We start from the raw sequence: 20,335 nt of genomic DNA on the forward strand, positions 1-20,335 counted from the left end.
CAGGCGTACTCGTCAGCGTTCATCGCTCACTCCACGGTGGGATGGGGTACTTGAACTCGAGAGCGCGGTCGGAGTCCGTGTCGGGGTACACGAGCCGCTGCGCGCCGTCCCACCACTGGCCGACCGGCGCGGTCAACCCGGTCGGGATGCCGTTGTCCTGGAAATTGAAGTTCCCGATGACGGTCTGGAACTCCGTGTTGCGCAGTGCGCTCTGGACGTCGTCGGGGGCAACGGTTCCCGCGGCGGCCACGGCCTGCTCGGCCGTTTGCGTGAGGTTGTACGAGCCGCCGACCAACACTGGGAGGAACTGGTTGTCGGTGTCGTAGGTCGACAGATACGACTCTCGAAGTTGCGCGTTGCCGTTGCCAGTCAGGCCCGGAACCCACCCGGGGCACATCTCCGCGTACTCGCCCGCCTGCCCGAGCGCTGACCACCAGGCGGTCGGGTCCGCACCGCGAACGTACTTCAGTACCTTCGGCGCCCAGCCGTTCGACTGCATCTGGTTCACCGACGTGATCGCCCCTCCCGGCGTCGGGTTCGAGAGCAGGACTTCGACGCCTGCGCTCTGTGATTGGGAGATGAGCGTCGAGAAGTCCGAGGAACCGATCTCGAACGTCTCCCGCAGTGCGATGTCGTAGCCCGCTTCCGAGAGGGTCTGCTCCCAGTAGTCGGCCTGCTCTTTGCCCCACCCGGAGTTGGGCTCCCAGATGCCGACGATCGACGGTCGGTTCTCTTCCGGGATGAGTTGGAGGTTTCCGAGCGTCGCATCGGCGACGTGACGGGACTTCGGGAACGGCGCGTAGGTCCACTCGTAGTTGCTGTTGTTGTGCGGCGCTTCGTACGCGAAAGCGATGCCGAGGAACGGAAGGTTCTGGTTCTCGGCGAACGCGCTGCCGGCAGTGACTAATAGACTGGAGAAACTCCCCCAGATCATATTCACGTCGTTGTTGCTGACGATGGCCTGGAGTTGCTCTCGAAGCGTCTGAGCGTCACTTTCGTCGTCGCGAATGATGAGTTCGACGTCGCGGTCGAGGTTCTGGCGCATCCGATCAGCCCCGAGCTCGTATCCTCGGCGAAGGTCCTGGCCGACTGAGGAGAACGCTCCGGTCTCCGGGACAGTCGCTGCGACAACGAGCGGCGTGGTGTCGCCACCGGACTGAGTGGTCCCGGTCCCAGTGTCGGTGCCAGTGCCGTCTGACTCCGTGGTGTCAGTTGCGGTATCGCCGTCGCCCCCGTCCCCACCGAGGGTGCAGCCGGCGAGGCCGGTGATCGCGACTGTCCCTGCCGCACCAGCGCCTTTTAAATATGTCCGCCGTCGAATCGTATCATCACGAGCCATATCGTACCCGACGTTACTTATTATAGAATATAAATATGGTGGGTTCAGACGGCTGCGCTCGATGCTTCGTGTTGGGGCCTTCCTCCAACGATGATCGCTCGATCGGACCACAGCAGCGGCCTATCGCTGCCACACTATATTGGTCAAAAAACGAGTAAATAAAAAATAGGGACGTCGTTATGAGGACGGAGTGGCCTCGGCGTAGAGGTTGAACGCCTCGAAGACCGGACGGTCAGTCATCGCGAGCAACGTCGCTTCGTCGTCGGGTTCGTGGTGGTGAATCTCGTCCGGCGGGATAATGAAGGTGTCCCACTTGCCCCATTCGAGCGCCTCGTCGCCGACGTGGGTGGCCCCCTCGCCTTCGATGACGAAGAAGACCTCCGTCATATTGTGGAAGTGCGGATCGGTGTCATCCTGCATCAACTGGGCGCGGAACGACATCGTCGGGAACAGCGGCGGTTCACCAGTCGCCGGGTTGACGTACGAGAGGCTATAGCCGTCGTGTGGGTTGGGATCGTTGTTGTCGGAGCGCTGATGGAGGGATTCGACCATATTATCCCACTGGAACCGGTACGGCGGCGTCGGCTCGCGAATGCCGTCGAACGGTCCGGGAATGTCGTCGCCCGCTATGTCCTCCTGAGCGCGGCCGCGACCGTACTGAGACGCCCAGTAGCCTTGGCTCTTGGTGACCGGCTGGCGTTCGAGTTCGTGGTACTCGAACGTGTTCTTCGCGTTGAGCGAGTCGAGCACGAGCGGCAGGTCCAGCACGTCCAGCCACGCGGCGGTCTCGTCGCTCTCGTTGACGTGATCGTGCCACTCCCACTGCGGCGTCGTGATCAGGTCGTTGTCGTTCATCGGGAACTCCTCGCCCGCGACCACCGTCTTCATATCCTCGTGTCCGTCGATGGTGAATCGCAGGGCGTTCGCTCCGTGACGGTGTGAGGGGGCAGTCTCGCCGGGCGAGACGGTCTGGACGCCCACGTAGATCGAGTTCGAGATGGCGTGAGCGGTGTTGATTGGCACGGCGACCCGCCGCTGGAAGCCCGGCGGGAGTTCCGAGATCGGAACGTCGCGTTCGATCGCGTCGATCGCTTCCTGCATATCCTCCCACTTCCAGATTTCCGCCTCGGGGTCCTCGAGAGCAGTCCCCATATCGTCCTCAATCTCCCACAGCGGCTGGAGGTTGTGCTCCTCGAGAATGTCCCAGGTGTCGGAACTCATCTCTAGGAGTTCCTCAGGTTCTTGCTGTGCCATACGATTCAGTAAGACAAACTCGATAATAAGTGTGTTGGACGTGTTCACGCAGCACGGTAGTTGAGCAGTGGCTACCGCCGAAAATTGAGCTCGCAGAGTCACGTGCTCCGGATTCTGACTCGCACTGTACGCCGTCTCTGTTGCACTTTCTCTCGTGACCCGTGAGTCAAGCGGCGCGTCGATCCGGTGCTCGATTACGCCTCGGCCTGCGCCTTCGCTTGCGCGCTGAACACTTCTTCGGTCGGGAAGATTGACCGGCAATCCTCGCACACCATCTGGCGCTGAATCCCGTACTCCCAGAGTTTGCCGCCACACTCCAGACAATCGAAGTGTGCCTCCACGAACGGATCCTCCGTCGCATATGGGTTCTCGAACTCGGCCATACAGTACAGATGCCCCGATAGTGTAAAAAGGGTATCGTCCGGCGACGCCAGGACACCCGGCGGTGGCACTATCAAGAGGAGCACGTCCCGCGAAATCCAACTCCGACAGCACAGATCAGTCTGTCCGGAGCGCGTTACTCTTCGGCGTACGCCTCAAACTGCTCGTAGATTTCGTCGGGAATCTCCACTGCGCCGCCGCCACCCGTCTCCGCACAGACGCGCTGTTCGTAGCCCGAAAACGCCAGCGTGTCACCGACGTAGGCCTCGTATATGAAGCGGACGGCGCGCGTGCTCGGTTCGGGCGTCAGCGTGATCCGGACGTCGTCACCCGCGTTCAGCGGCGCCTCGAACTCGAAGCCCATATCCACGAGCGGGAATCCGAAATCGTAGTCCTGGGTGAGGTCCCAGAAGGGGTACCCGATCTCCTGCATAAACATATCTGAGGTCTCGTGGAGCGCGTCGACGATGCGCGGATAGTGAGCGATGCCGTGTGGGTCGGTGTCCGAGAATCGGACCGTCCAAGTTCGTTCGAACATTAATGTTCCTCACGCACCACCAGAGCGTCGAGCGCTATCACTCCATCGGTCCCCGCCAATACGGGGTTGACGTCGAGTTCGGCGATCGGGTGTTCGACGACGAGGTTGCCCACGCCCACGACAGCGGCCGCTAGTGCGTCGATGTCCGCCGGCTCATTCCCGCGGTACCCGCGGAGGAGATCGACGGCTTGCAGGTCCTCGACGGCTGCGCGCGCCTCAGCGTGATCAATCGGCGCGATCCGGTGACTCGTGTCATCGAAGATTTCGGTGAAGACACCGCCGAGTCCGGTGAGCACGACCGGCCCGAACGAGGGATCGCGGAGTCCCCCGACGATCACCTCGGTGCCGCGCTCGGTGTCTACCGCCGACTCAACGAGGACGTCTGCGTCGATCCCCCGTTCGTCTGCCGCCTCGAGGATCGTCGTCGCGGCGTCTCGAACTGCCACCGCGTCCTCGAGACCGACACCGACGCCGACCCCGCCGGCCCAGTCGCTTTTGTGGGTGACCGCCGCCGCCGACAGCTTCACCACGACAGGGTATCCGATCTCTGTCGCCGCGTCCACTGCCGCGTCGGCGCTCCCACAGACCGAGAAGGTGGGAGTATCGATACCGACTGATCTGAGCAACTCCTTTCCTTCAGCCTCGGTCAGCGTGACTCGCCCCTCGGCTCGGGCCGACGCGATTGGGGCTGGTTCACTCATCGTCACCCACCTCCGTCGCGTCGTTGACCGCGGTGGAAGTCCAGTCGTTGGCGGACCCGCTGTCGTCTTTGATCCCGGTGTCGTCGTTGGTCCTGCTATCGTCGTTGGTCCGGCTGTCTTCGCGTCCCCCGTCGGTCGCGGCGTTCTCACCGGCGTGCATCTTGGCGTATCGCGCCAGCGCGCCAGCGGCGTCGGCCGCACGTTCCGGCGTTGGGAAGGTCGGGATTCCGATGGCTTCCAGGCTGGATTTCTCTTCGCGGAGGTCCTCCTCGATTCCCTCTGTCGCGAAGAGGACTGGCTTGTCCACGCGCGCTGGTAGGTTCTCGAGGGCATCGATTGGGAACCCGATCGACGCCTCGAAGAGTTCGTAGACGAGAACGATGTCGATGCGGTCGTCCTCGGCGACGGCGGTGACGACGTCGCCGAATTCAGGCATCGGCCGGCCACTGTCGACGGGGTTGTCGGCGTAGGTGAGTCCGGGGAGTATCTCGTCGACGCGCGATTGGGTCTCCTCGGTCAGTTCCGGCAACCGTCCACCGGCGCGCTGGATTCGATCGGAGATGATTATACCCGGGCCAGCCTGGGCCGTGACGACACCCACGTTCGGTCCACCAGGTTCGGGAGCGGTGGCGAGCGCCGCGGCCGCGTCCAGAAGGTCGTCGGTCGCGTCGACGGTCAGTGTATTGTACTGGGCGAACCCCGCGGTATACAGTTTATGATCGCCCGTGAGAGCACCCGTGTGCGACTCCGCGAAGTCGCCGACGTCCGACTGACCGACTTTGTACGCGACGACGGGCGTATCGCTCTCCCGGCAGGCTTCAAGCACTCGGCGACCGTCGTCAGTCCCCTCGATGTGGAGGACGATGGCGTCGGTCTGCTCGTCGCCGTCGAAGTACTCGATTGCCTCGGCGAAGCCCACGTTGGCACGGTTCCCGAGGCCGACCTCTGCGGACACGCCGCGGCCCTGCCGACGGGACTGAAACGCCAGGACGAGTCCCACACCGCCGCTCTGGGCGACGACTGCGACGTTCCCATCCGGCACCTCCTCGGCCCCGGTGGCGAAGGAACACCGGAGGTCGAGCGACGGGACGAGGAACCCGCTCGTGTTCGGGCCGAGCAACGAGATGTCGTACTCCTCGGCGACTTCGACAGCGGCCTCCTGGAGCGCTTCGCCCTCTCCGCCGGCCTCGGCGAATCCGCTGGCGTAGATGACCGCCGCGCCGATTCCGGCCTCACCGCACTCTTCGAGAACGTCCGAGACCGCTGGTCCCGGGACACAACAGAGCGCCAGGTCGACCTCGCCGTCGATGTCCGTCACCGACGCGAGAAACTCTCGTCCGAACAGTTCACCCTCCGTCGAGGGGTTCACCGGGTAGACGGGACCGTCGAACGTCACCGCGTTCGCCATCGCCTCGTATCCGATCTTGCCCTCGGTCTGGGACGCGCCGACGACGGCGACGCCCGAGGGGTCGAATAACTGACCAAGCGTCACGGCCCAACATAGCGGGAACTCCGACAAAGCGTTTTCCACTGTGTGCCGCCCATTCGTCGGTGCCGCCGGCCCGAGTCGGAATGTCGACTCGACTCGCTCATTCCGTAAGTTTATGATTGCGCATAGGGTATGAGCCGACAATGACGCTACTCGAAGGCCGGGGCCTCACGAAGAAGTTCGGCGGGGTCGTCGCGATCGAGGACATATCGTTCACCGTCGAACGGGGCGAGGCTGTCGGACTCATCGGGCCGAACGGCGCGGGCAAGAGTACGCTCTTCCGGACGATCACCGGCGTTCACCCGCCGACGGAGGGCAAAGTGTACTTCGACGGCGACGAGATCACCGGCAAGAGTCAACACGAGATCTGTCACCGCGGACTGGCGAAGACCCACCAGATCGTCCGGCCGTTCGAGAGCCTCTCGCTCTTAGAAAACGTCGTCGTGGGCGCGGAGTACGGCGGTCGCGAATTCGACGACACGCGGGCGAGAGCACGGGAGATGCTGGCGTTCGTCGACCTCGGCGATCAGATGCACGCCGACCCGGGCGAACTCAGCGTCGGGGGACTCAAGCGACTGGAGATCGCCCGGGTGCTGGCGACTGACCCCGAGATGGTCCTCTTCGACGAGGTCGCCGGCGGCCTCGATCCTGAAGAGACGGAGGGCATCATCGATCTCGTCGGCGATATTATCGACGAGGGCAAGACAGTGTTCCTCATCGACCACGTGATGCGCGCGCTGATGTCCGTCAGCGAACGCGTGATGGTGCTCGACAACGGGAAACTCATCGCCGAGGGGACGCCCGACGAAATCCAGAACGACGACGAGGTCATCGAAGCGTACCTCGGTGAACACGCCGGCAAGGACCTCTCCGACGCCATCGCCGACGACGAAGCGATCGCCGGCGACTAATTGTCTTCGCCGCGCTCAGCGCTTGCCACCGAAATCAACGAATGCGGCGACCTTCTCGCTCGCGTTTTCTGTCACGTTGGTCCCGTGATAGAGGAGGCCGACGTCGAAGTCGTACGCGAGAAAGTTCGATAGTTCGTCGTCGGCCCGTCCGAGGTCATCGGAGTAGTGAGCCGTCGGTAGCACGAAGTAGCCCGGCGGCAGGCCGCGAGTGTCAGATCCGAACAGCGCGTCACCGATGACAGCGATCCCGCGGTCCTCGTCGACGAGTGAGTGGTGACCTCGCGCGTGGCCAGCGATCGACACGGCGATGAAGGGTCCGATCTCGTCGCCGTCACCGAATCGGTAATCCGGTTCGACCTCGACCTCAACCGCCTCGGGAACCCACGATTCGAGGTCGAATCGGTCAACGAGCCCTCCGAGCCCCCCGACGTGGTCGCCGTCGCCGTGCGTGATGATGATTCGTTCGGGCGTGATTCCGAGTTCCTCAGCGGCGGCGGCCACGACGTCGACGGTGTCAGCGAACCCGGCGTCGACGAGCGTCGGCGTCGGGCCGTCGAAGAGGAATACTCGCCATCGAGCGTCGGGGGCTTGTTTGACAGTAATGTCGTATACGTCCGCCACGATTTCGGTGACCTTCGGAATCTCAGTAGTCATCAGGAAATTATAGATCGGAGGGGGGTATAAACGTACGTCGCGAGAGCACGACTGCTCGATGAGAGGCGACGGATCGCCGGACGCATCGTCATCCTCATAACCGACCGCGGTGACGTCTTCCGCAACGAACGGTTATGTCTGAAGGACTCCCCACGCGCGCGCTCACTGCAGTCCCGTTCGATCCGTCCTGGTTCGCGCTTCCTGCCGGCGTTCTGGCGGCCGGCGGCGTCCTGGAGTTCGCGCCGTTCGCGTCGGATGCGGCCCGGATGCTCGCGATCACCGTCTTCTGCGTCGCGCTCTGGATCGGGACGCCGGTCAAACCGTGGTTCACCGCGCTGGTGGGGATCGGCCTGATGGGCGTCGGGTTCTCGACCGAACTGGCGCTCTTCGGCTTCCGCTCGCCGGCAACCTGGCTCGTCGTCGTCGGCCTCCTGATCGGTGAAGCCGCAAGCGAGAGCGGTCTGGCCGAACTCGTCGAGCGGATCACGCTCTGTCGGATGCCCGAGCGGATTACGACCGACGCTATCGCGGTGTATCGCTACCTCCTGGTCGTCCTTTCGCTCGGGAGTCTGGCGCTCGCCGTCCTCGTGCCGTCCTCGCTCGTCAGAGTGCTCATCCTCGCGCCGATCCTCAAGTCGCTCGGCGATCTGTTCACCGAACGGAGTGCGAAGATCGGGCTCTTTCTCGGGCCGCTTTTCGCGACCTACTACGGCGGATCGGGCTTTCTCACCGCGTCGCTCGCGAACATCATCGTCAGCGGGTTGGTGGAGTCCGGCGGCGGTCCAGCGATCTCGTGGGCCCAATGGGCGCTGTTTATGAGCCCAGTGATGGGGATCGGTCGCGTGGCTCTGACCGTGATTGTCACCTACCTCCTTTATCGGCCGAGCGACAGCGACGCGATGTCCGACGCCGACATCGAGACGACCGTCGCCTCGCCGTCTGAGCGGCGGATGCTCGGATTCCTCTCTGTCGGTGTCGTGATCTGGGCGACCGACTTCATCCACGGCCTGCACCCGCTGTTCGGAGCGGTCGTGGTCGCGCTGCTCGCGTTCGCGCCACGGATCGGCGTCATCGACCACGACGCTATCGGCGAGACCGACTTCTCGATTCTCTTCTTTCTGGGTGCGATCTTCGCAATCGCCGAGGGCCTCCAGCGAACCAACTTCACCGATCTGGCGGCGCAGTCGCTCTTATCGTACCTCCCGGCAGACCCATCGCTACCGGTCGTGTTGGTCTTCGTTCTGGGGATCTCCGCCGGACTCGCGTTCTTGATGGAAGGACTTGCGGTTGCGAGCGTCATCACGCCGGTCTTCGTCTCCTTCGCGCAGAGTGCCGGGCTCCCGCTCGTGCCGATCGCGATGATCGAGAGCGTGGCGCTGAACGCGTACTTCTTCCCCTACCAGTCGGCGGTGCTGGTCGGCATTCTGGGATTGGGGGTAGTGGACACGGTCGAACTCAGCCGAATGGCGAGCATCTGCACCATTGCGACGTACGTGGTGCTGTTGCCGATTCAGATCGGCATTTTCGTCCTCTTCTTCTGAGAGTGCTGCGGACGCCCTCCGGTCGGCGGCACGAGGCGAGTAGCAGACGGCGGTGGACTACTCGAAGAACCGGCCGACCAACTGCTCGCGCAATATCGTCCCCGTGTCGGACCGCGGCAGCCCCTCCTCTGTGACCGCGTACGCCCGCGGCCGCTTGAAATCGGCGAGGCCGTCGTGCTGGAGGCAGTACTCGTCGAGTTCGTCGTCGGTCAGTTGGACGCCCTCCTCGACGACGACCACGGCTGTGACGACCTGTCCCCACTGCTCGTCGTCCTGGCCGAAGACGCACGCCTCGGTGACATCGGGGTGGTTGCCGAGTACGCGCTCGACTTCGGCCGGGTACACGTTCTCGCCGCCGCTGAGGATCATATTGTCGACGCGGTCCACGATGTACAGGTAGTCCTCTTCGTCGATCCGCGCCACGTCTCGGGTGCGGAGCCAGCCGTCGAAGTACGAGCGCTCGCTCGCCGCCTCATTGTCGATGTACTCCTGAGACATCCCCGGTCCGCGGGCGATGATCTCTCCCCGTTCGCCGGCGTCGACGGTCGCCTCGGGATCGGGATGCTCGTCGAGCGGGACGCTCTCGACTACGCGGATCTCCCAGGTGAACGACTCCTTGCCAATGGTCCCGGGATGCTCTTCCTGGGCGCTCGGGTGCGCGAACGAGAGGTTTGGGCCCGCCTCGGTCATTCCGTAGGTGTTGTAGACTTGCTCACTGAGGTACTCGTGTGTCGCTTCGATGAGAGTCTCCGTGACGATCGCCCCGCCGGTCCGGATGTACCCGATGGTATCGGAGTCGTACGTCCGTCCGGTGCCGCGCTGGATGTCGTTGAGAGCCTTCAATTGCGTCGGGACCGCGAGCAGCCCTGTGACGCCGTGGGACTCGATGAGTTCCAGCGCCTCCCGAGGCTCGAACGTGGAGTGAAGCACGACGGTCGCGCCCGCAACGAAGTGCGGGTAGAGCCACGCGTCGGTCGTGACCATATGATACCACGGCGACGTGCACAGCGCGACGTCGGTCTCGTCGATGCCGTGTTCCATAACAACCTGGACGGCACCGTACCATAGTTGATCCTGATCGAACTGGACGGTCTTGGGAACGCTGGTGGTGCCGCTGGTGTGCAGGACTGCGCACTCCTCACCGTGCGGTAGCGACTCGTCGAGTTCGGGCGACGCGTCGTCGAGGACGGCTTCGTAGGACTCGACGGCCTCGTGGTCGAGCGCCTCCTTGCCTGCATAAATTGCCTGGTCGAACACCCCGCAGTCCACGAGTTCGAGCGCGTTCTCGAGGTTGTGATCGTCGAAGAGGAGCAGTTCCGCGTCGGCCGTCGAAGACATCTCGGCGAGTTCGGTCACCGTGGCTCGATACGAGAGTTGGACAGTGGCCGATCCCCGTTTGTTGCCCGCCCACATCGACTCGATCGAGGAGACGTCGTTGATCGTCAGGACGGCGACTCGAGCCGACCCGACGCGCGATGTGAGTGCATTCGCCAGTCGTGTACTCCGCTCGTCGAGTTCGGCGTACGTGAACGACCGCCCGTCGTCGGTCACGAGTGCGGGTTTGTCGGGGTGACACCGGACCGTTCGGGCAAGGGCGTCGTTGAGCTTCATAATGAACGTTAGAAATCTACAACGGAACCGCGACATTAATTGTTTTGATTGTGGACGGGTCGTCCGTCTTTGCGCGACAATCAGCGTCTGACGAGTAGTTTTATTCGGGCACAGCGGGACGGATCGTGTATGTCGCGGGCGTGGTCGGCGTCCTCACGATCGATCCAGTGCCGGCACTCGCGGCGACAGCGCCCCCGGCGGGGGTGTCTCGTTGCAACTGCGACAACCGACGGAGAGCGAACCGTCCGGCTGCAGATCGGACTCGCGTACGTGTTCGCCGCGTTGCTGTTTTTCGCCGCCTGTCAGGGGTGCGCCGGCGGAGTTCTCCTCCGTTCGATCGGATTGATTTTCGGTTGACGGGCCGAACCGCTCCGGGACCGGTCGTTACTGGTACGCGAGCGTGAGGTCGATTTCGTCGGTCGCGGCCCGGAGGCGGTCGAGAACTTCGCCTTCACACCGATCTTTCGACATCCGATGGGCGGGTCCAGCGACGCTCAGTGCCCCCTGAATCTCGTCGCCGACGGTGAGCGGGACACCGATCGCCTGGATCCCGTCGATGTCCTCGCTGAGGTTGAGCGCGTAGCCCTGTTCTTTGATCCGCGCGAGTTCCTCACCGAGGCGCTCACGATCGGTGATCGTGTTGTCAGTCTGCTCGGGTAATCCGTGTCGGTCGATGATCTGATCGACTCGCTTCTCGGGAAGGTTAGCGAGGATGGCTTTCCCACCGGAGTTACAGTGCATATACGCTCGGGTTCCCAGGAGCGCGTTGACGTTGATGTCGTTGTCGCCGGCGCGGCCGTACACGTACATCGCTTTCCCGTTCTGATGTGTGATCAGCCAGACCATCTCGTCGGTCTCCCGTTCGAGTCTGTCCACGACGAGCATTCCCGACTGGAAAATGTCCAGTTCACTGCGGACGTACTGCCCGTACTCGAAGAATTTCAACCCGAGATGGTACGTACTGTCCCGTTTGACGACGAACCCCCGATCGCGCAACGTCGTGAGATGGCCATGTGCGGTGCTCTTGGCGATCCCGAGGGAGTCAGCAATTTCCGTGACGCCAGCTCCGTTTCGGTCCCGAATCAGTTCGACGATGTCGAACAATTTCTCGTCGGACTTGATTCCGCGCCCGGTGGTCGCGTCCCATTTCATACGTATTCTCACGGTGCGGCGAGTAAGTATTTATCGTGCGGGTTTTCGACGTACAAGTAAATAGCACCCCGTCTTACGTCCCATTTTGTTCGATGATGTCGAATATAACTGTGGTCGTTGGGACTCATAACAACCGTACGGCTGTTACTATAATAGTTCTATATTTTCAGGAACAAAATGGCAAGACTGGGGGTCGAAACGACAATCGTGACGGCGGGACGGAGGTCGGGCAGGTCTCCCTCCGTGACACCAGTATATCAGATTCGGTTACGCCATCTACTCGCGACCGAGTCCAGCGGTTCGAAACCGCTTGGCAAGTTCGACGTACGTCTCGTGCGTTCGGTTGATCTGTGTCAGTTGCTCGTCGGTCAGTGGCCGAGTCTCGGCGGGTGTCCCGTACGCCAGATGGCCCGAGGGAATCGTCTGGTCCTGCAATACGACTGCGTTGGCGGCCACGATGCAGTGGTCCTCGACGGTCGCCCCTCGCATCACCGCACTCTGCATTCCGACGAGCGAGTGGTCACCCACCGTCGCATAGTCGACGACAGCTCCGTGGCCGACCGTGACCGCGTCACCGAGCGTCGCGCCGTGGAGCGTGGTAAACTCCTGAACGTTCGTCTCCGTGCCGACGGTCACCCCGCCGTCGTTCCCTCGCAGACAGACGAACGGCCAGACGCTCGCTCTGCCGTCGACGGCGACATCCCCGACGAGATACGCCATCTCCGAGACGAAGGCCGTCTCCGCTACCGTCGGTTTCATTCCTTCGAACACACGCTGCATAGAGACGCTGCCGTCGGCGTCGGTCATAAAACCACGCGCTGGGCGACAACCAGCGCAGACCCCGCGGCCCGTGTGCCAGTTCTGCCGATTCGTCGTATTCGATGGTGTCGAACGCAACTGTCGATCCGCTGTGAGCGCTCGAATCGTCGCACGGGCGCAGGTTTTGCTCGGCTCGATCCTGCAGGAACGACCGTGGAGTTATAAGTGGGTGGCCGGCGGAGGTAGCGTATGGTTCGAATACTACTCGCACTCGACGACGAACTGCCACAGGCCCGCGCACAGACCAACGCGATCAGGGACATCGTCGATACCGCCGAGAGCGCGGAGGTGTACATTCTCCACGTGTTCTCCGACAATCCCGAAGGAGCCTCGGTGCAGCAGGTCGAGGCCGTTCGAGAGGCGCAAGAACGACTCGAATCGGCCGGCGTCCACGTCAATCTGCTGGAGGCGAGCGGGTCGTCGTCCGACGAGATCCTGCGGTTCGCCGAGGAGTACGATGTCGATCAGATCTGTGTCGGTGGGCGCAAGCGCTCGCCCGCGGGAAAGGCGCTGTTCGGGAGCGTAACGCAGGACGTCATTCTCGGCACACATCGTCCCGTGCTCGTCTGTGGCAGCACTCCAGGAGAAACGTAACGGTTCGAGACCTGTCCACGGATCGCCGTCGGGCAGACGGTTTCACGACCCGATTGCCGTCTCAGTTCTCGTCGATCACGGCGTTCAGGTTTCGCTCCAGTGACTCGACGCTCTGCCGGATCTCGGCGACCTGGTCGCTCTGTTGTTGATTGGCGGCGGCGAGTTCGGCCACTTCGTCGGCGATCCGTTCGACGCCTTCGACAGTCGTTCCCAACATCGTAGAGATGTCCTCGGCGCTCGACGCCTGCTCGTCGGTGGCGGTTGCGATCTGTTCTAATTGCTCTGAGACGTCCGCGATCGCGTCCTGAATCTCGCGTTGGTTCTCGTTCACCGTCTCGATCTGCGATTCGATCTCGTCGACCCGCTCTGCGGTCTGTTTGACCCCGTTGACTGTCTCCGTGGCGATCGTTGCGACCGACTCTACGAGCCCTTCGATCCGCTCAGCCTCCTGTTTGGACTCCGCTGCGAGCGATTTTACCTCGTCGGCAACCACGGCGAAGCCCTCGCCGGCCTCACCGGCCCGAGCGGCTTCGATCGAGGCGTTCAGCGCCAGGATGTTGATCTGGTCGGCGATGTCGTCGATCACGGCCACGACGTCGTCGATCTCTTCGACCTGGTCGGCGAGATCAACCGCGTCGTCAGCCATTCGGTCGCTGGCGTCGGCGACGTCTGCGACCGTCTGCAGCAGTTCGCTCGTCGACTCCTCCGATTGGGTTGCGAGGTCCGCCGTCTCGGAACTCTGCGTCGAGATGGTCTCGACGCTCGCAGCGACCTCCTCAGTCGTCGCGCTGAACGTCTGGATCTCGTCGTCGACGTCCCGGACGTGCTCGGCTTCCTGTTCTGCGACATCGGCGATCACGTCGACGTTCTCTGTCACCTGTGAAGAGGCCGACTCCAGTCCTCCGACGGTCTCCTCGAGGTCTTCGCGGACCCGGGTCTGGACCTCCTGCATCGACTGCCGTTGCTTGACGAGGTCCGTGACGCGATAGAGGATTTCGAAGGACCCGACGACACCACCCTCGGGCGCCGTCAAGGGGACACCCATCGCCCGACCGTGACGCTTCTCATCGTCGGCGCTGGTGATGGTCCGGACGTCGTTCTCTCTGATCCGCTCGCCAGTCCGCGCGACTTTCTCCGCGAGCGTTTCGGTGACGGCTTCGGTCCCGATCACCTCGTGGGCGGGTCTTCCGAGGGCCTCTTCGGCCGGGAGCCCGGTGAACTCGGTCTGCATCTCGTTCCAGTGTGTCAGTCGGCCGTCGTCGTCGACGGCGATTACCGGCTCTGGAATCCCTGCGGCGAGTTGGTTGAACAGGCTGCGCCAGTGGTCGCGTTCAGCACGGTAGCGTTCGGCATCGTCACGTATCTCAGAAAAGTCAGGGACGAGTGTTGCGTCCCGCGGTACCGGACTTTGCTTCGTCATCAACTCTGGATGACTGGTGGGGACACATTAACCTGTCCGGCTGGTTTTCAATAGTGATACTACGATGCGACACGCTGTCGCAGCGCGCGTCCCGGGAGCGTAATCTGCTCCTGGTTACTCGTCGTATTCGAGGGTTTTGACCAGCGCCGTCGTCTCGTACGTGACCACAGTGTCTCCGTGTTGGTCGCGCGCTTCGATACCACGGGTGATGAATCCGCTAATGTCGCGGTCCGAAGGCTGCTTTTCGATGACTTCGGTGTGGAGTTCGAGACGGAGCCCCGGCGTCACCGGCTTGTGCCACCGGATTTCGTCGGCACTGACGCCGGCAAGGACCGCCACCGGTTCGGGGTTCTGACTCACCATCCGCATACACATCGCCATCGTGTGCCATCCCGAGGCGACGAGTTCGCCGAACATCGACTCCGCGGCCGCCTCCTCGTCGATGTGAAACGGCTGCGGGTCGTACTGCGCTGCGAACGATTTGATCTCCTCGGCGGTGACTTCGTAGGACCCGAAGGACGCGGTCGATCCGACTTCGATGTCCTCGTAATATTGCATCACCTACATCTGGGGTGCCGGTGTGGAAAGTCCTTCGACAGTCACCTGATCCATATCGGTCGCAGTTCCTCGATCCGGGCGACGGGTCGGCGGCGTATGACAATTGCTGACGTGCGGACCAGAAAGGTTTATATACGGTAGACCAAATGCCCTGGTATGGCGTTACCGGACAATCTTAAACAGGCTGCTGAGGAAGCCGAGGACCTGCCGAACCCGCGGGACATCGTCGCAGAAGACGAGGAAGTACCCCTCGAAGAACTCTTCGACGAGGCATTTATGACCGCGCACACTGCGTTCGACACCTTCGACGAGATGGTGGCCGAAAGTCCCTCCTCGGCGTCCTCCGCGTCGGAACTCGAACTGATCCCCCGTGGCGAGTGGAACGAGTTCGTCGCGGAGACGACAGACTTCGACGACGAAGAGGAGCTCGTCTTCGCGGTCCGCGACCACTGGGTCGCCACGAAACTCGGCCTGAACTGAGGCACTTCCACCGACACGCAGTCGCACCGCCCGCCGATAGACTAGCCCCTGGTATGGCGGCCGTACTACTCGTTTTTGGCCGTCTCACCCCGGTCTGACCGCAATCATTATGTGCAGCCTGTCGTAATCATTTGGTGTAGACGATGAGTTCAACTGACTCCGACCAGCCAGTGTTGATCGCCGGTGCGGGACCGACGGGGATGGCGGCAGCTCTTGGGCTTCACGCCCGGGGTGTGGACGCAGCAATTGTCGAGGCAGACTCCGAGGACCGCGACCGCGACGGCAGCCGGGCCATCTACGTTCACGGTGCGACGCTCAGAACCCTCGAACGGATCCATCCGGGCCTCGGCAAGGACCTCGTCGAAGAGGGTCTCGTCTGGCCCACCCGTCACACGAAGTGGCGCGGCAAGACCGTCTTCCGACGAACCTACGACAACCCGGGCGGCGACAGCGAGATCCCGCACTTCTCGAGCCTCCCGCAGGTCGTCACCGAGCAGTATATGCACGAAGCGCTCGACGCAGCGGGCATCGATATTCACTGGGACGCCGGTGTGAAGACCGTCGAATCGACGCCGGACAGCGTCCACGTCGAGACCGCCGACGGTCAGGAGTGGGAGACGCCGTACCTCATCGGTGCCGACGGCGGCGGCTCGCAGGTCCGGAGCGAGATCGGCTCCGAGTTCGAGGGGACCCAGTCGGAGAACTCGTTCATCATCGTCGACGTCTCGACGCTGGACGACAACGCGATCGACGAGGAGCCGATTCCGTTCGAGCGGCTCTTCCACTACGACTCACCCAACGCCGACGGCCGGAACGTGATGCTCGTGCCGTTTACCGGCGGCTGGCGGCTCGACATCCAGTGCCTCGGCGACGACGACCCCGACGAGATTGCGAGCGACGAACGGATGCGAGAGTTCGTCCGCGACATTATGGGCGAGGAGTACGTCGACAACATCGAGTGGACCTCGACGTACAAGTTCCTCCAGGTGCAGGCTGACTCCTTCGTCGACGAGCACCGCCGCGTCCTGCTCGCTGGCGAGGCCGCACACCTGCTGGCGCCGTTCGGTGCCCGTGGAATGAACTCCTGTGTCGCCGACGCCGACGAAGCCGCCTCGGCGGTCGCCGTCGCGATGCGTTCGAACGACGCCGTCGCCCGTGACGAGGTCGAACTCTATGCGGCACGTCGGGAGCGTGCAGCCGATTACAACATCGATGCCGCAGGTGAGGCCCTCGATTATCTCCAGGGCGACAGCCCCGTGACGGTGCTCCGCAAGGAGGCCGCCGCGACGCTCGCCGACTACCTCGAACCGGCCGGCGAGTACCTCGACGACGCCCCGTACGGTCCGCACACGGCGCCGCCAATCGCCTCGACCGGACGCGCCAACTACTGAGCGCGCCCCGACGAGGTCGCTGGCGGCGCTTTTTACGGCACCGACGCGCCCGACTACGCCGCGGTGCTATCGTCACCGTCGCGACGGGATGTATTCGATTGAAGAGAATGTTGTGTCAGTTGATACGCGGCCCGGTGATCGGTTCTCAGAAGTTGCGGTAGATGAGATCCCGCTGGACCGCGCCGACGCCCTCGTAGGTCATCGGCATCCGAACGTCCCGGTAGACCCGGGTGACCCGCTCGTCGTCCAGCAGCGCGCGCCCGCCGTGGAGTTTCATCGCTGTCTCTGCGCACTCGGCGGCGACTTCGGTGGCTTTGGCTTTGGCCATCGCCGCCCAACGCTCGGCGTCGTCGCCGCGCATCACTTGGTCGACCGCTTGCCACACCAAGGCGCGGGCGCTCTCGAACTCCATCCGCATCTCCGCGAGGTCGTGTTGGACCGACTGGAAGTCGGCCACGTCCCGTCCGAACTCCTCTCTCTCGTGGACGAACTCCCAGGCCTCCTCAATCGCGGCGGCCGCGAGGCCGATGCCGTGCGCCGCCACCCGAACCCGTCCGGAGTTGAAGAACTCTGCGACCATCCGGAAGCCGGTACCCCGCTCGCCGAGGAGACTGTCCTCCGGGACCCGACAGTCGTCGAAGACGATGTGTGCCTGTTCTGAGGCGCGGTAGGCCATTTTCGCAGGGATCGACTCGGCCTCGTAGCCAGGTGCGTCGGTCGGCACGAGGAGCAACGAGTGGTTGCTGTGGCGGTCGTCGGTGTCTTCGGTCTTGGCGTAGACGGTGATGTAATCGCCCGAGATGCCGTTGCCGATCCAGTACTTTTCGCCGTTGAGCACCCACTCGTCACCGTCGAGTTTGGCGGTCGCCTCCATTCCCGCAAGGTCGCTTCCGGTGTCGGGTTCGCTGATCGCCATTCCGGTCCGCAGTTCGCCGTCTGCGACCGCGCGGAGGTACTCCCTCTTTTGTGCCTCAGTTCCGAACTCCTGAAGTATTTCAGTACCGAAACTCTGGCTGACAATTCCCAGGCCGAGTCCCGCGTCCGCCCGGAAGAACTCCTCGACGGTCGCGACGATTTCATCAAGCGACCGGCCGGGTCCGCCGTACGCCGCGTCAATTTCCTGTGCGACCAGACCGGCGTCGTATGCCGCTTCGACGACCTCGACCGGATACGCCGCCGATCGGAAGTACTCGCTTGCGCGGGGGCGCATTTCCGTCTCCGCAAAGTCTCGCGTGTGTGCCTTCAGATCCTGTGCGTTTTCGGGAACGACTGCGTCGGTGAGTAGTTCGGATTCCATAGTGTTCCTCGTTGATGTCCCGTGGTCGAAATGTTGTCCGTCGGTGCGTTACTCCGCCAGCGGGAGTTCGCCCTCCTCTTCGATGAACTGGTCTCGGAGGTCTTTCTTATCGAACTTCTGGGTGGTCGTCTTTGGGATCTCGTCGATGAACCGGAAGACGTCCGGGAGCCACCACTTCGGGAACGTCTCGAGCAGGTGCTCGCGGAGCGCCGGCTCGTCTACGGAGGGGTCCTCGGTGACGACGAACGCGACGGGCCGTTCTTGCCACTTCTCGTGGGGGGCCGCGATTACGGCCGCCTCGGCGACGCCATCGGCGTCGATGAGCGAGTTTTCCAGCTCCACTGAGGAGATCCACTCCCCGCCGCTTTTGATCGCGTCGTCGATCCGGTCGACAATGTCGAGGTAGCCGTACTCGTCGATCGTCCCGATGTCGCCGGTCTTGAACCACCCATCCTCGAAGGACTGCGCGTTGGCCTCCGGCCGCTTGAAGTAGCCGTCGGTGAGCCACGGCGAACGGGCGTGAATCTCACCCGGCGTCTCGCCGTCGTGCGGAACTGACTCGCCGTCCTGCGTTCGAAGGCGGATCTGCACACCGGGCGCGGGAATGCCGGCCTTCCGATTGAGTTCGTAGCGTTTCTCCTCGGGGAGGTTCTGCATCTCCGTTGTCTCGAAGGTGTTCGCCAGGTGTGGCGACGCCTCGGTCATCCCGTAGCCTTGGTATATCGGGGCCTCGTACACCTCCTCGTACTTCCGCATCAGCGACGCCGGGGGCGCGCTTCCGCCAGTCAACACACGGTCGAGCGTCTCGAGAGGGTCGCCCTCGCTGGATTCGAGATAACTGTCCATCTCGATCCAGACCGTCGGGACCGCCGTGGCGACGGTTACGTCCTCGGCCTCGACGAGGTCGGCGACGTCTTGCGGACTCGTGTGCTGTCCCGGCAGGACGAGTTTTGAGCCGTAAAACGTCCCCGAGTAGGGGAAGCCCCACCCGTTGACGTGGAACATCGGCACGACCGGCATCACGGTGTCGTTTTCGCTCACACCGAACACGTCCACGTGCCCGTGAACGAGCGTATGCAGGAACATCCGCCGATGACGGTACTGGACCCCCTTCGGGAGCCCTGTAGTCCCGGAAGTGTAACACAGCGCGAACTCGCACTCCTCGTCGAGTTCGGGCCAGTCGTACTCGGTGTCGTAGCCCGCAATGAACGACTCGTAGTCCACGACTGGCTCCAGCGACGTCTCGGGCAGTTCGTCGTCGAGAACGACGTACTGCTCGACCGTTTCGAGGTCGTCAGCGACGGCTTCGGCCGTCTCGACGAACTGCGGGTCGACGAACAGCATCCGGTCTTCGGCCTCGTTGATGATCTCAGTGAGGTGGTGCTCCGGCAGGCGGTGGTTCGTGGTGTGGATGCTCCGACCGCTGCAGGAGGGACCGAAGTACAGTTCGTAGTGTCGGTAGTGATTGACCGCCATCACCGACACCCGATCACCCATTTCGAGCCCGTAGTCGTCGAGGGCGTGGGCGAGTCGAGAGATCCGCTCGTAGGCGTCGGCGTACGTGTACCGATGGAGCGATCCGTCCGACAGTTTGGAGACGATCTCCTTGTGGCCGAAGGCGTCGACGGCTCGCCGGAGGAACTTCGTGATGGTGAGTTCGTAATCTTTCATATCAGGGTTCTTTGGGCTCAAAGCGATAAAATACCCGCTCGTGGTCGATCGGACCGTCGATCTCGACGATCTTGAGTTCGACGGGGTCGCCGATCGCAAGGTCGTCGTACGCTGCGTCGCTGAGGTGGGCCGAGAGCCTGACGTCGCCAAGATCGACGATACCGATGACGAACGGTACGTCGTCTTCCATCCCCATCGGCGCGCCGGCGCGGACCGTCGAGAATGCGAACAGTTCCCCTTCGTGTGGAAGATCAACGTACTCCAGGTCGTCGCTCTGGCACTCGGGACAGACGATCCGGGGCGGGAAGTGCAGTTCATCGCACTCCCGGCATTCGGTTGTCGTCAACTGCTCATCGCGGAGGTTGTCGTAGAACTCCGCGATCTGCGTCGTCTCTGCCGTCTGGAGTTCGTAGAAATCCAGCAGCCGCGGTAGTTCGACCCTGTCGGGTAGTTCGACGACGTCTCTGCCGCCGTCCGTCCGGATGGTCGGTCGCGCGTCCGAGTCGTCTGTGAGGTCGTTATTGTCAGTCATTG

The 20,335-nt window shown here is 62.9% G+C and carries 20 protein-coding genes; 5 read left to right on the plus strand and 15 right to left on the minus strand.

Features of this window, described 5'->3' with window-relative positions:
* Window positions 1-19 precede the first annotated feature (19 nt).
* The 6 genes from ABEI27_RS01660 to ABEI27_RS01685 all read right to left on the minus strand — a co-directional run bounded on the left by ABEI27_RS01660 (window position 20) and on the right by ABEI27_RS01685 (window position 5,705).
* Complete coding sequence (locus ABEI27_RS01660) at window positions 20-1,339, minus strand: ABC transporter substrate-binding protein (RefSeq protein ID WP_375797678.1); 1,320 nt, start codon at window positions 1,337-1,339, stop codon at window positions 20-22.
* Between the two features lie 177 nt (window positions 1,340-1,516).
* A complete protein-coding gene (locus ABEI27_RS01665; RefSeq protein WP_375797679.1) occupies window positions 1,517-2,593 on the minus strand; it encodes a cupin domain-containing protein in 1,077 nt (358 codons plus the stop codon).
* Between the two features lie 194 nt (window positions 2,594-2,787).
* A complete protein-coding gene (locus tag ABEI27_RS01670) occupies window positions 2,788-2,976 on the minus strand; it encodes a hypothetical protein (protein ID WP_375797680.1) in 189 nt (62 codons plus the stop codon).
* Between the two features lie 134 nt (window positions 2,977-3,110).
* Window positions 3,111-3,512 carry an acyl-CoA thioesterase gene (locus ABEI27_RS01675; RefSeq protein WP_375797681.1) on the minus strand — a complete coding sequence of 134 codons (402 nt, stop codon included), beginning with the start codon at window positions 3,510-3,512 and terminating at the stop codon, window positions 3,111-3,113.
* Window positions 3,512-4,213, minus strand: a complete 702-nt coding sequence (locus ABEI27_RS01680; protein WP_375797682.1) for an acetate--CoA ligase family protein — start codon at window positions 4,211-4,213, stop codon at window positions 3,512-3,514. The genes ABEI27_RS01675 and ABEI27_RS01680 overlap by 1 nt, the downstream gene beginning before the upstream one ends.
* Window positions 4,206-5,705, minus strand: coding sequence for a CoA-binding protein (locus ABEI27_RS01685; RefSeq protein ID WP_375797683.1), 1,500 nt, complete (start codon window positions 5,703-5,705; stop codon window positions 4,206-4,208). The genes ABEI27_RS01680 and ABEI27_RS01685 overlap by 8 nt, the downstream gene beginning before the upstream one ends.
* Before the next feature lie 140 nt (window positions 5,706-5,845).
* On the opposite strand from ABEI27_RS01685, the gene ABEI27_RS01690 reads away from it, so the two are divergent.
* Window positions 5,846-6,613, plus strand: a complete 768-nt coding sequence (locus ABEI27_RS01690) for an ABC transporter ATP-binding protein (protein ID WP_375797684.1) — start codon at window positions 5,846-5,848, stop codon at window positions 6,611-6,613.
* A gap of 15 nt (window positions 6,614-6,628) precedes the next feature.
* Here the strand turns inward: ABEI27_RS01690 and ABEI27_RS01695 are convergent, their stop codons facing one another.
* Window positions 6,629-7,267 carry an MBL fold metallo-hydrolase gene (locus ABEI27_RS01695; protein ID WP_375797685.1) on the minus strand — a complete coding sequence of 213 codons (639 nt, stop codon included), beginning with the start codon at window positions 7,265-7,267 and terminating at the stop codon, window positions 6,629-6,631.
* 134 nt (window positions 7,268-7,401) lie between these two features.
* Between ABEI27_RS01695 and ABEI27_RS01700 the strand changes: the two genes are divergently transcribed.
* On the plus strand, window positions 7,402-8,808 hold the full coding sequence (locus ABEI27_RS01700) for an SLC13 family permease (RefSeq protein WP_375797686.1): 1,407 nt from the start codon (window positions 7,402-7,404) through the stop codon (window positions 8,806-8,808).
* 57 nt (window positions 8,809-8,865) lie between these two features.
* Here the strand turns inward: ABEI27_RS01700 and ABEI27_RS01705 are convergent, their stop codons facing one another.
* From ABEI27_RS01705 to ABEI27_RS01715, 3 genes are all read right to left on the minus strand, one after another.
* Window positions 8,866-10,419, minus strand: coding sequence for a class I adenylate-forming enzyme family protein (locus ABEI27_RS01705; protein ID WP_375797687.1), 1,554 nt, complete (start codon window positions 10,417-10,419; stop codon window positions 8,866-8,868).
* A gap of 384 nt (window positions 10,420-10,803) precedes the next feature.
* On the minus strand, window positions 10,804-11,571 hold the full coding sequence (locus tag ABEI27_RS01710; RefSeq protein ID WP_375797688.1) for an IclR family transcriptional regulator: 768 nt from the start codon (window positions 11,569-11,571) through the stop codon (window positions 10,804-10,806).
* 276 nt (window positions 11,572-11,847) lie between these two features.
* Window positions 11,848-12,351: a gamma carbonic anhydrase family protein gene (locus ABEI27_RS01715; protein ID WP_375797689.1), complete on the minus strand. Its 504-nt coding sequence runs from the start codon at window positions 12,349-12,351 to the stop codon at window positions 11,848-11,850.
* Window positions 12,352-12,579: 228 nt separating this feature from the next.
* On the opposite strand from ABEI27_RS01715, the gene ABEI27_RS01720 reads away from it, so the two are divergent.
* Window positions 12,580-12,984, plus strand: a complete 405-nt coding sequence (locus tag ABEI27_RS01720; protein WP_375797690.1) for a universal stress protein — start codon at window positions 12,580-12,582, stop codon at window positions 12,982-12,984.
* A gap of 61 nt (window positions 12,985-13,045) precedes the next feature.
* On the opposite strand, the gene ABEI27_RS01725 is transcribed toward ABEI27_RS01720, so the two are convergent.
* On the minus strand, window positions 13,046-14,404 hold the full coding sequence (locus ABEI27_RS01725) for a methyl-accepting chemotaxis protein (protein ID WP_375797691.1): 1,359 nt from the start codon (window positions 14,402-14,404) through the stop codon (window positions 13,046-13,048).
* A gap of 114 nt (window positions 14,405-14,518) precedes the next feature.
* A complete protein-coding gene (locus ABEI27_RS01730; RefSeq protein ID WP_375797692.1) occupies window positions 14,519-14,962 on the minus strand; it encodes a MaoC family dehydratase in 444 nt (147 codons plus the stop codon).
* Between the two features lie 156 nt (window positions 14,963-15,118).
* Here ABEI27_RS01730 and ABEI27_RS01735 point away from each other — a divergent pair, with 156 nt between their 5' ends.
* Window positions 15,119-15,442, plus strand: a complete 324-nt coding sequence (locus tag ABEI27_RS01735) for a hypothetical protein (RefSeq protein WP_375797693.1) — start codon at window positions 15,119-15,121, stop codon at window positions 15,440-15,442.
* Between the two features lie 143 nt (window positions 15,443-15,585).
* Window positions 15,586-16,833 carry an FAD-dependent monooxygenase gene (locus ABEI27_RS01740; RefSeq protein WP_375797694.1) on the plus strand — a complete coding sequence of 416 codons (1,248 nt, stop codon included), beginning with the start codon at window positions 15,586-15,588 and terminating at the stop codon, window positions 16,831-16,833.
* Window positions 16,834-16,978: 145 nt separating this feature from the next.
* Here the strand turns inward: ABEI27_RS01740 and ABEI27_RS01745 are convergent, their stop codons facing one another.
* Genes ABEI27_RS01745 through ABEI27_RS01755 form a run of 3 tightly spaced genes read right to left on the minus strand, consistent with a single transcriptional unit; the run spans window position 16,979 to window position 20,333 of the window.
* Window positions 16,979-18,130: an acyl-CoA dehydrogenase family protein gene (locus tag ABEI27_RS01745; RefSeq protein ID WP_375797695.1), complete on the minus strand. Its 1,152-nt coding sequence runs from the start codon at window positions 18,128-18,130 to the stop codon at window positions 16,979-16,981.
* A 48-nt stretch (window positions 18,131-18,178) separates the two neighbouring features.
* Entirely contained in the window at window positions 18,179-19,801 is a 1,623-nt protein-coding gene (locus tag ABEI27_RS01750; protein ID WP_375797696.1) for a long-chain fatty acid--CoA ligase, read from the minus strand.
* A 1-nt stretch (window position 19,802) separates the two neighbouring features.
* Window positions 19,803-20,333 carry a Zn-ribbon domain-containing OB-fold protein gene (locus ABEI27_RS01755; protein WP_375797697.1) on the minus strand — a complete coding sequence of 177 codons (531 nt, stop codon included), beginning with the start codon at window positions 20,331-20,333 and terminating at the stop codon, window positions 19,803-19,805.
* Window positions 20,334-20,335 lie beyond the last annotated feature (2 nt).

Origin of the sequence: Halobellus sp. (assembly GCF_042218505.1) — an archaeon.
Lineage (GTDB): Archaea > Halobacteriota > Halobacteria > Halobacteriales > Haloferacaceae > Haloquadratum.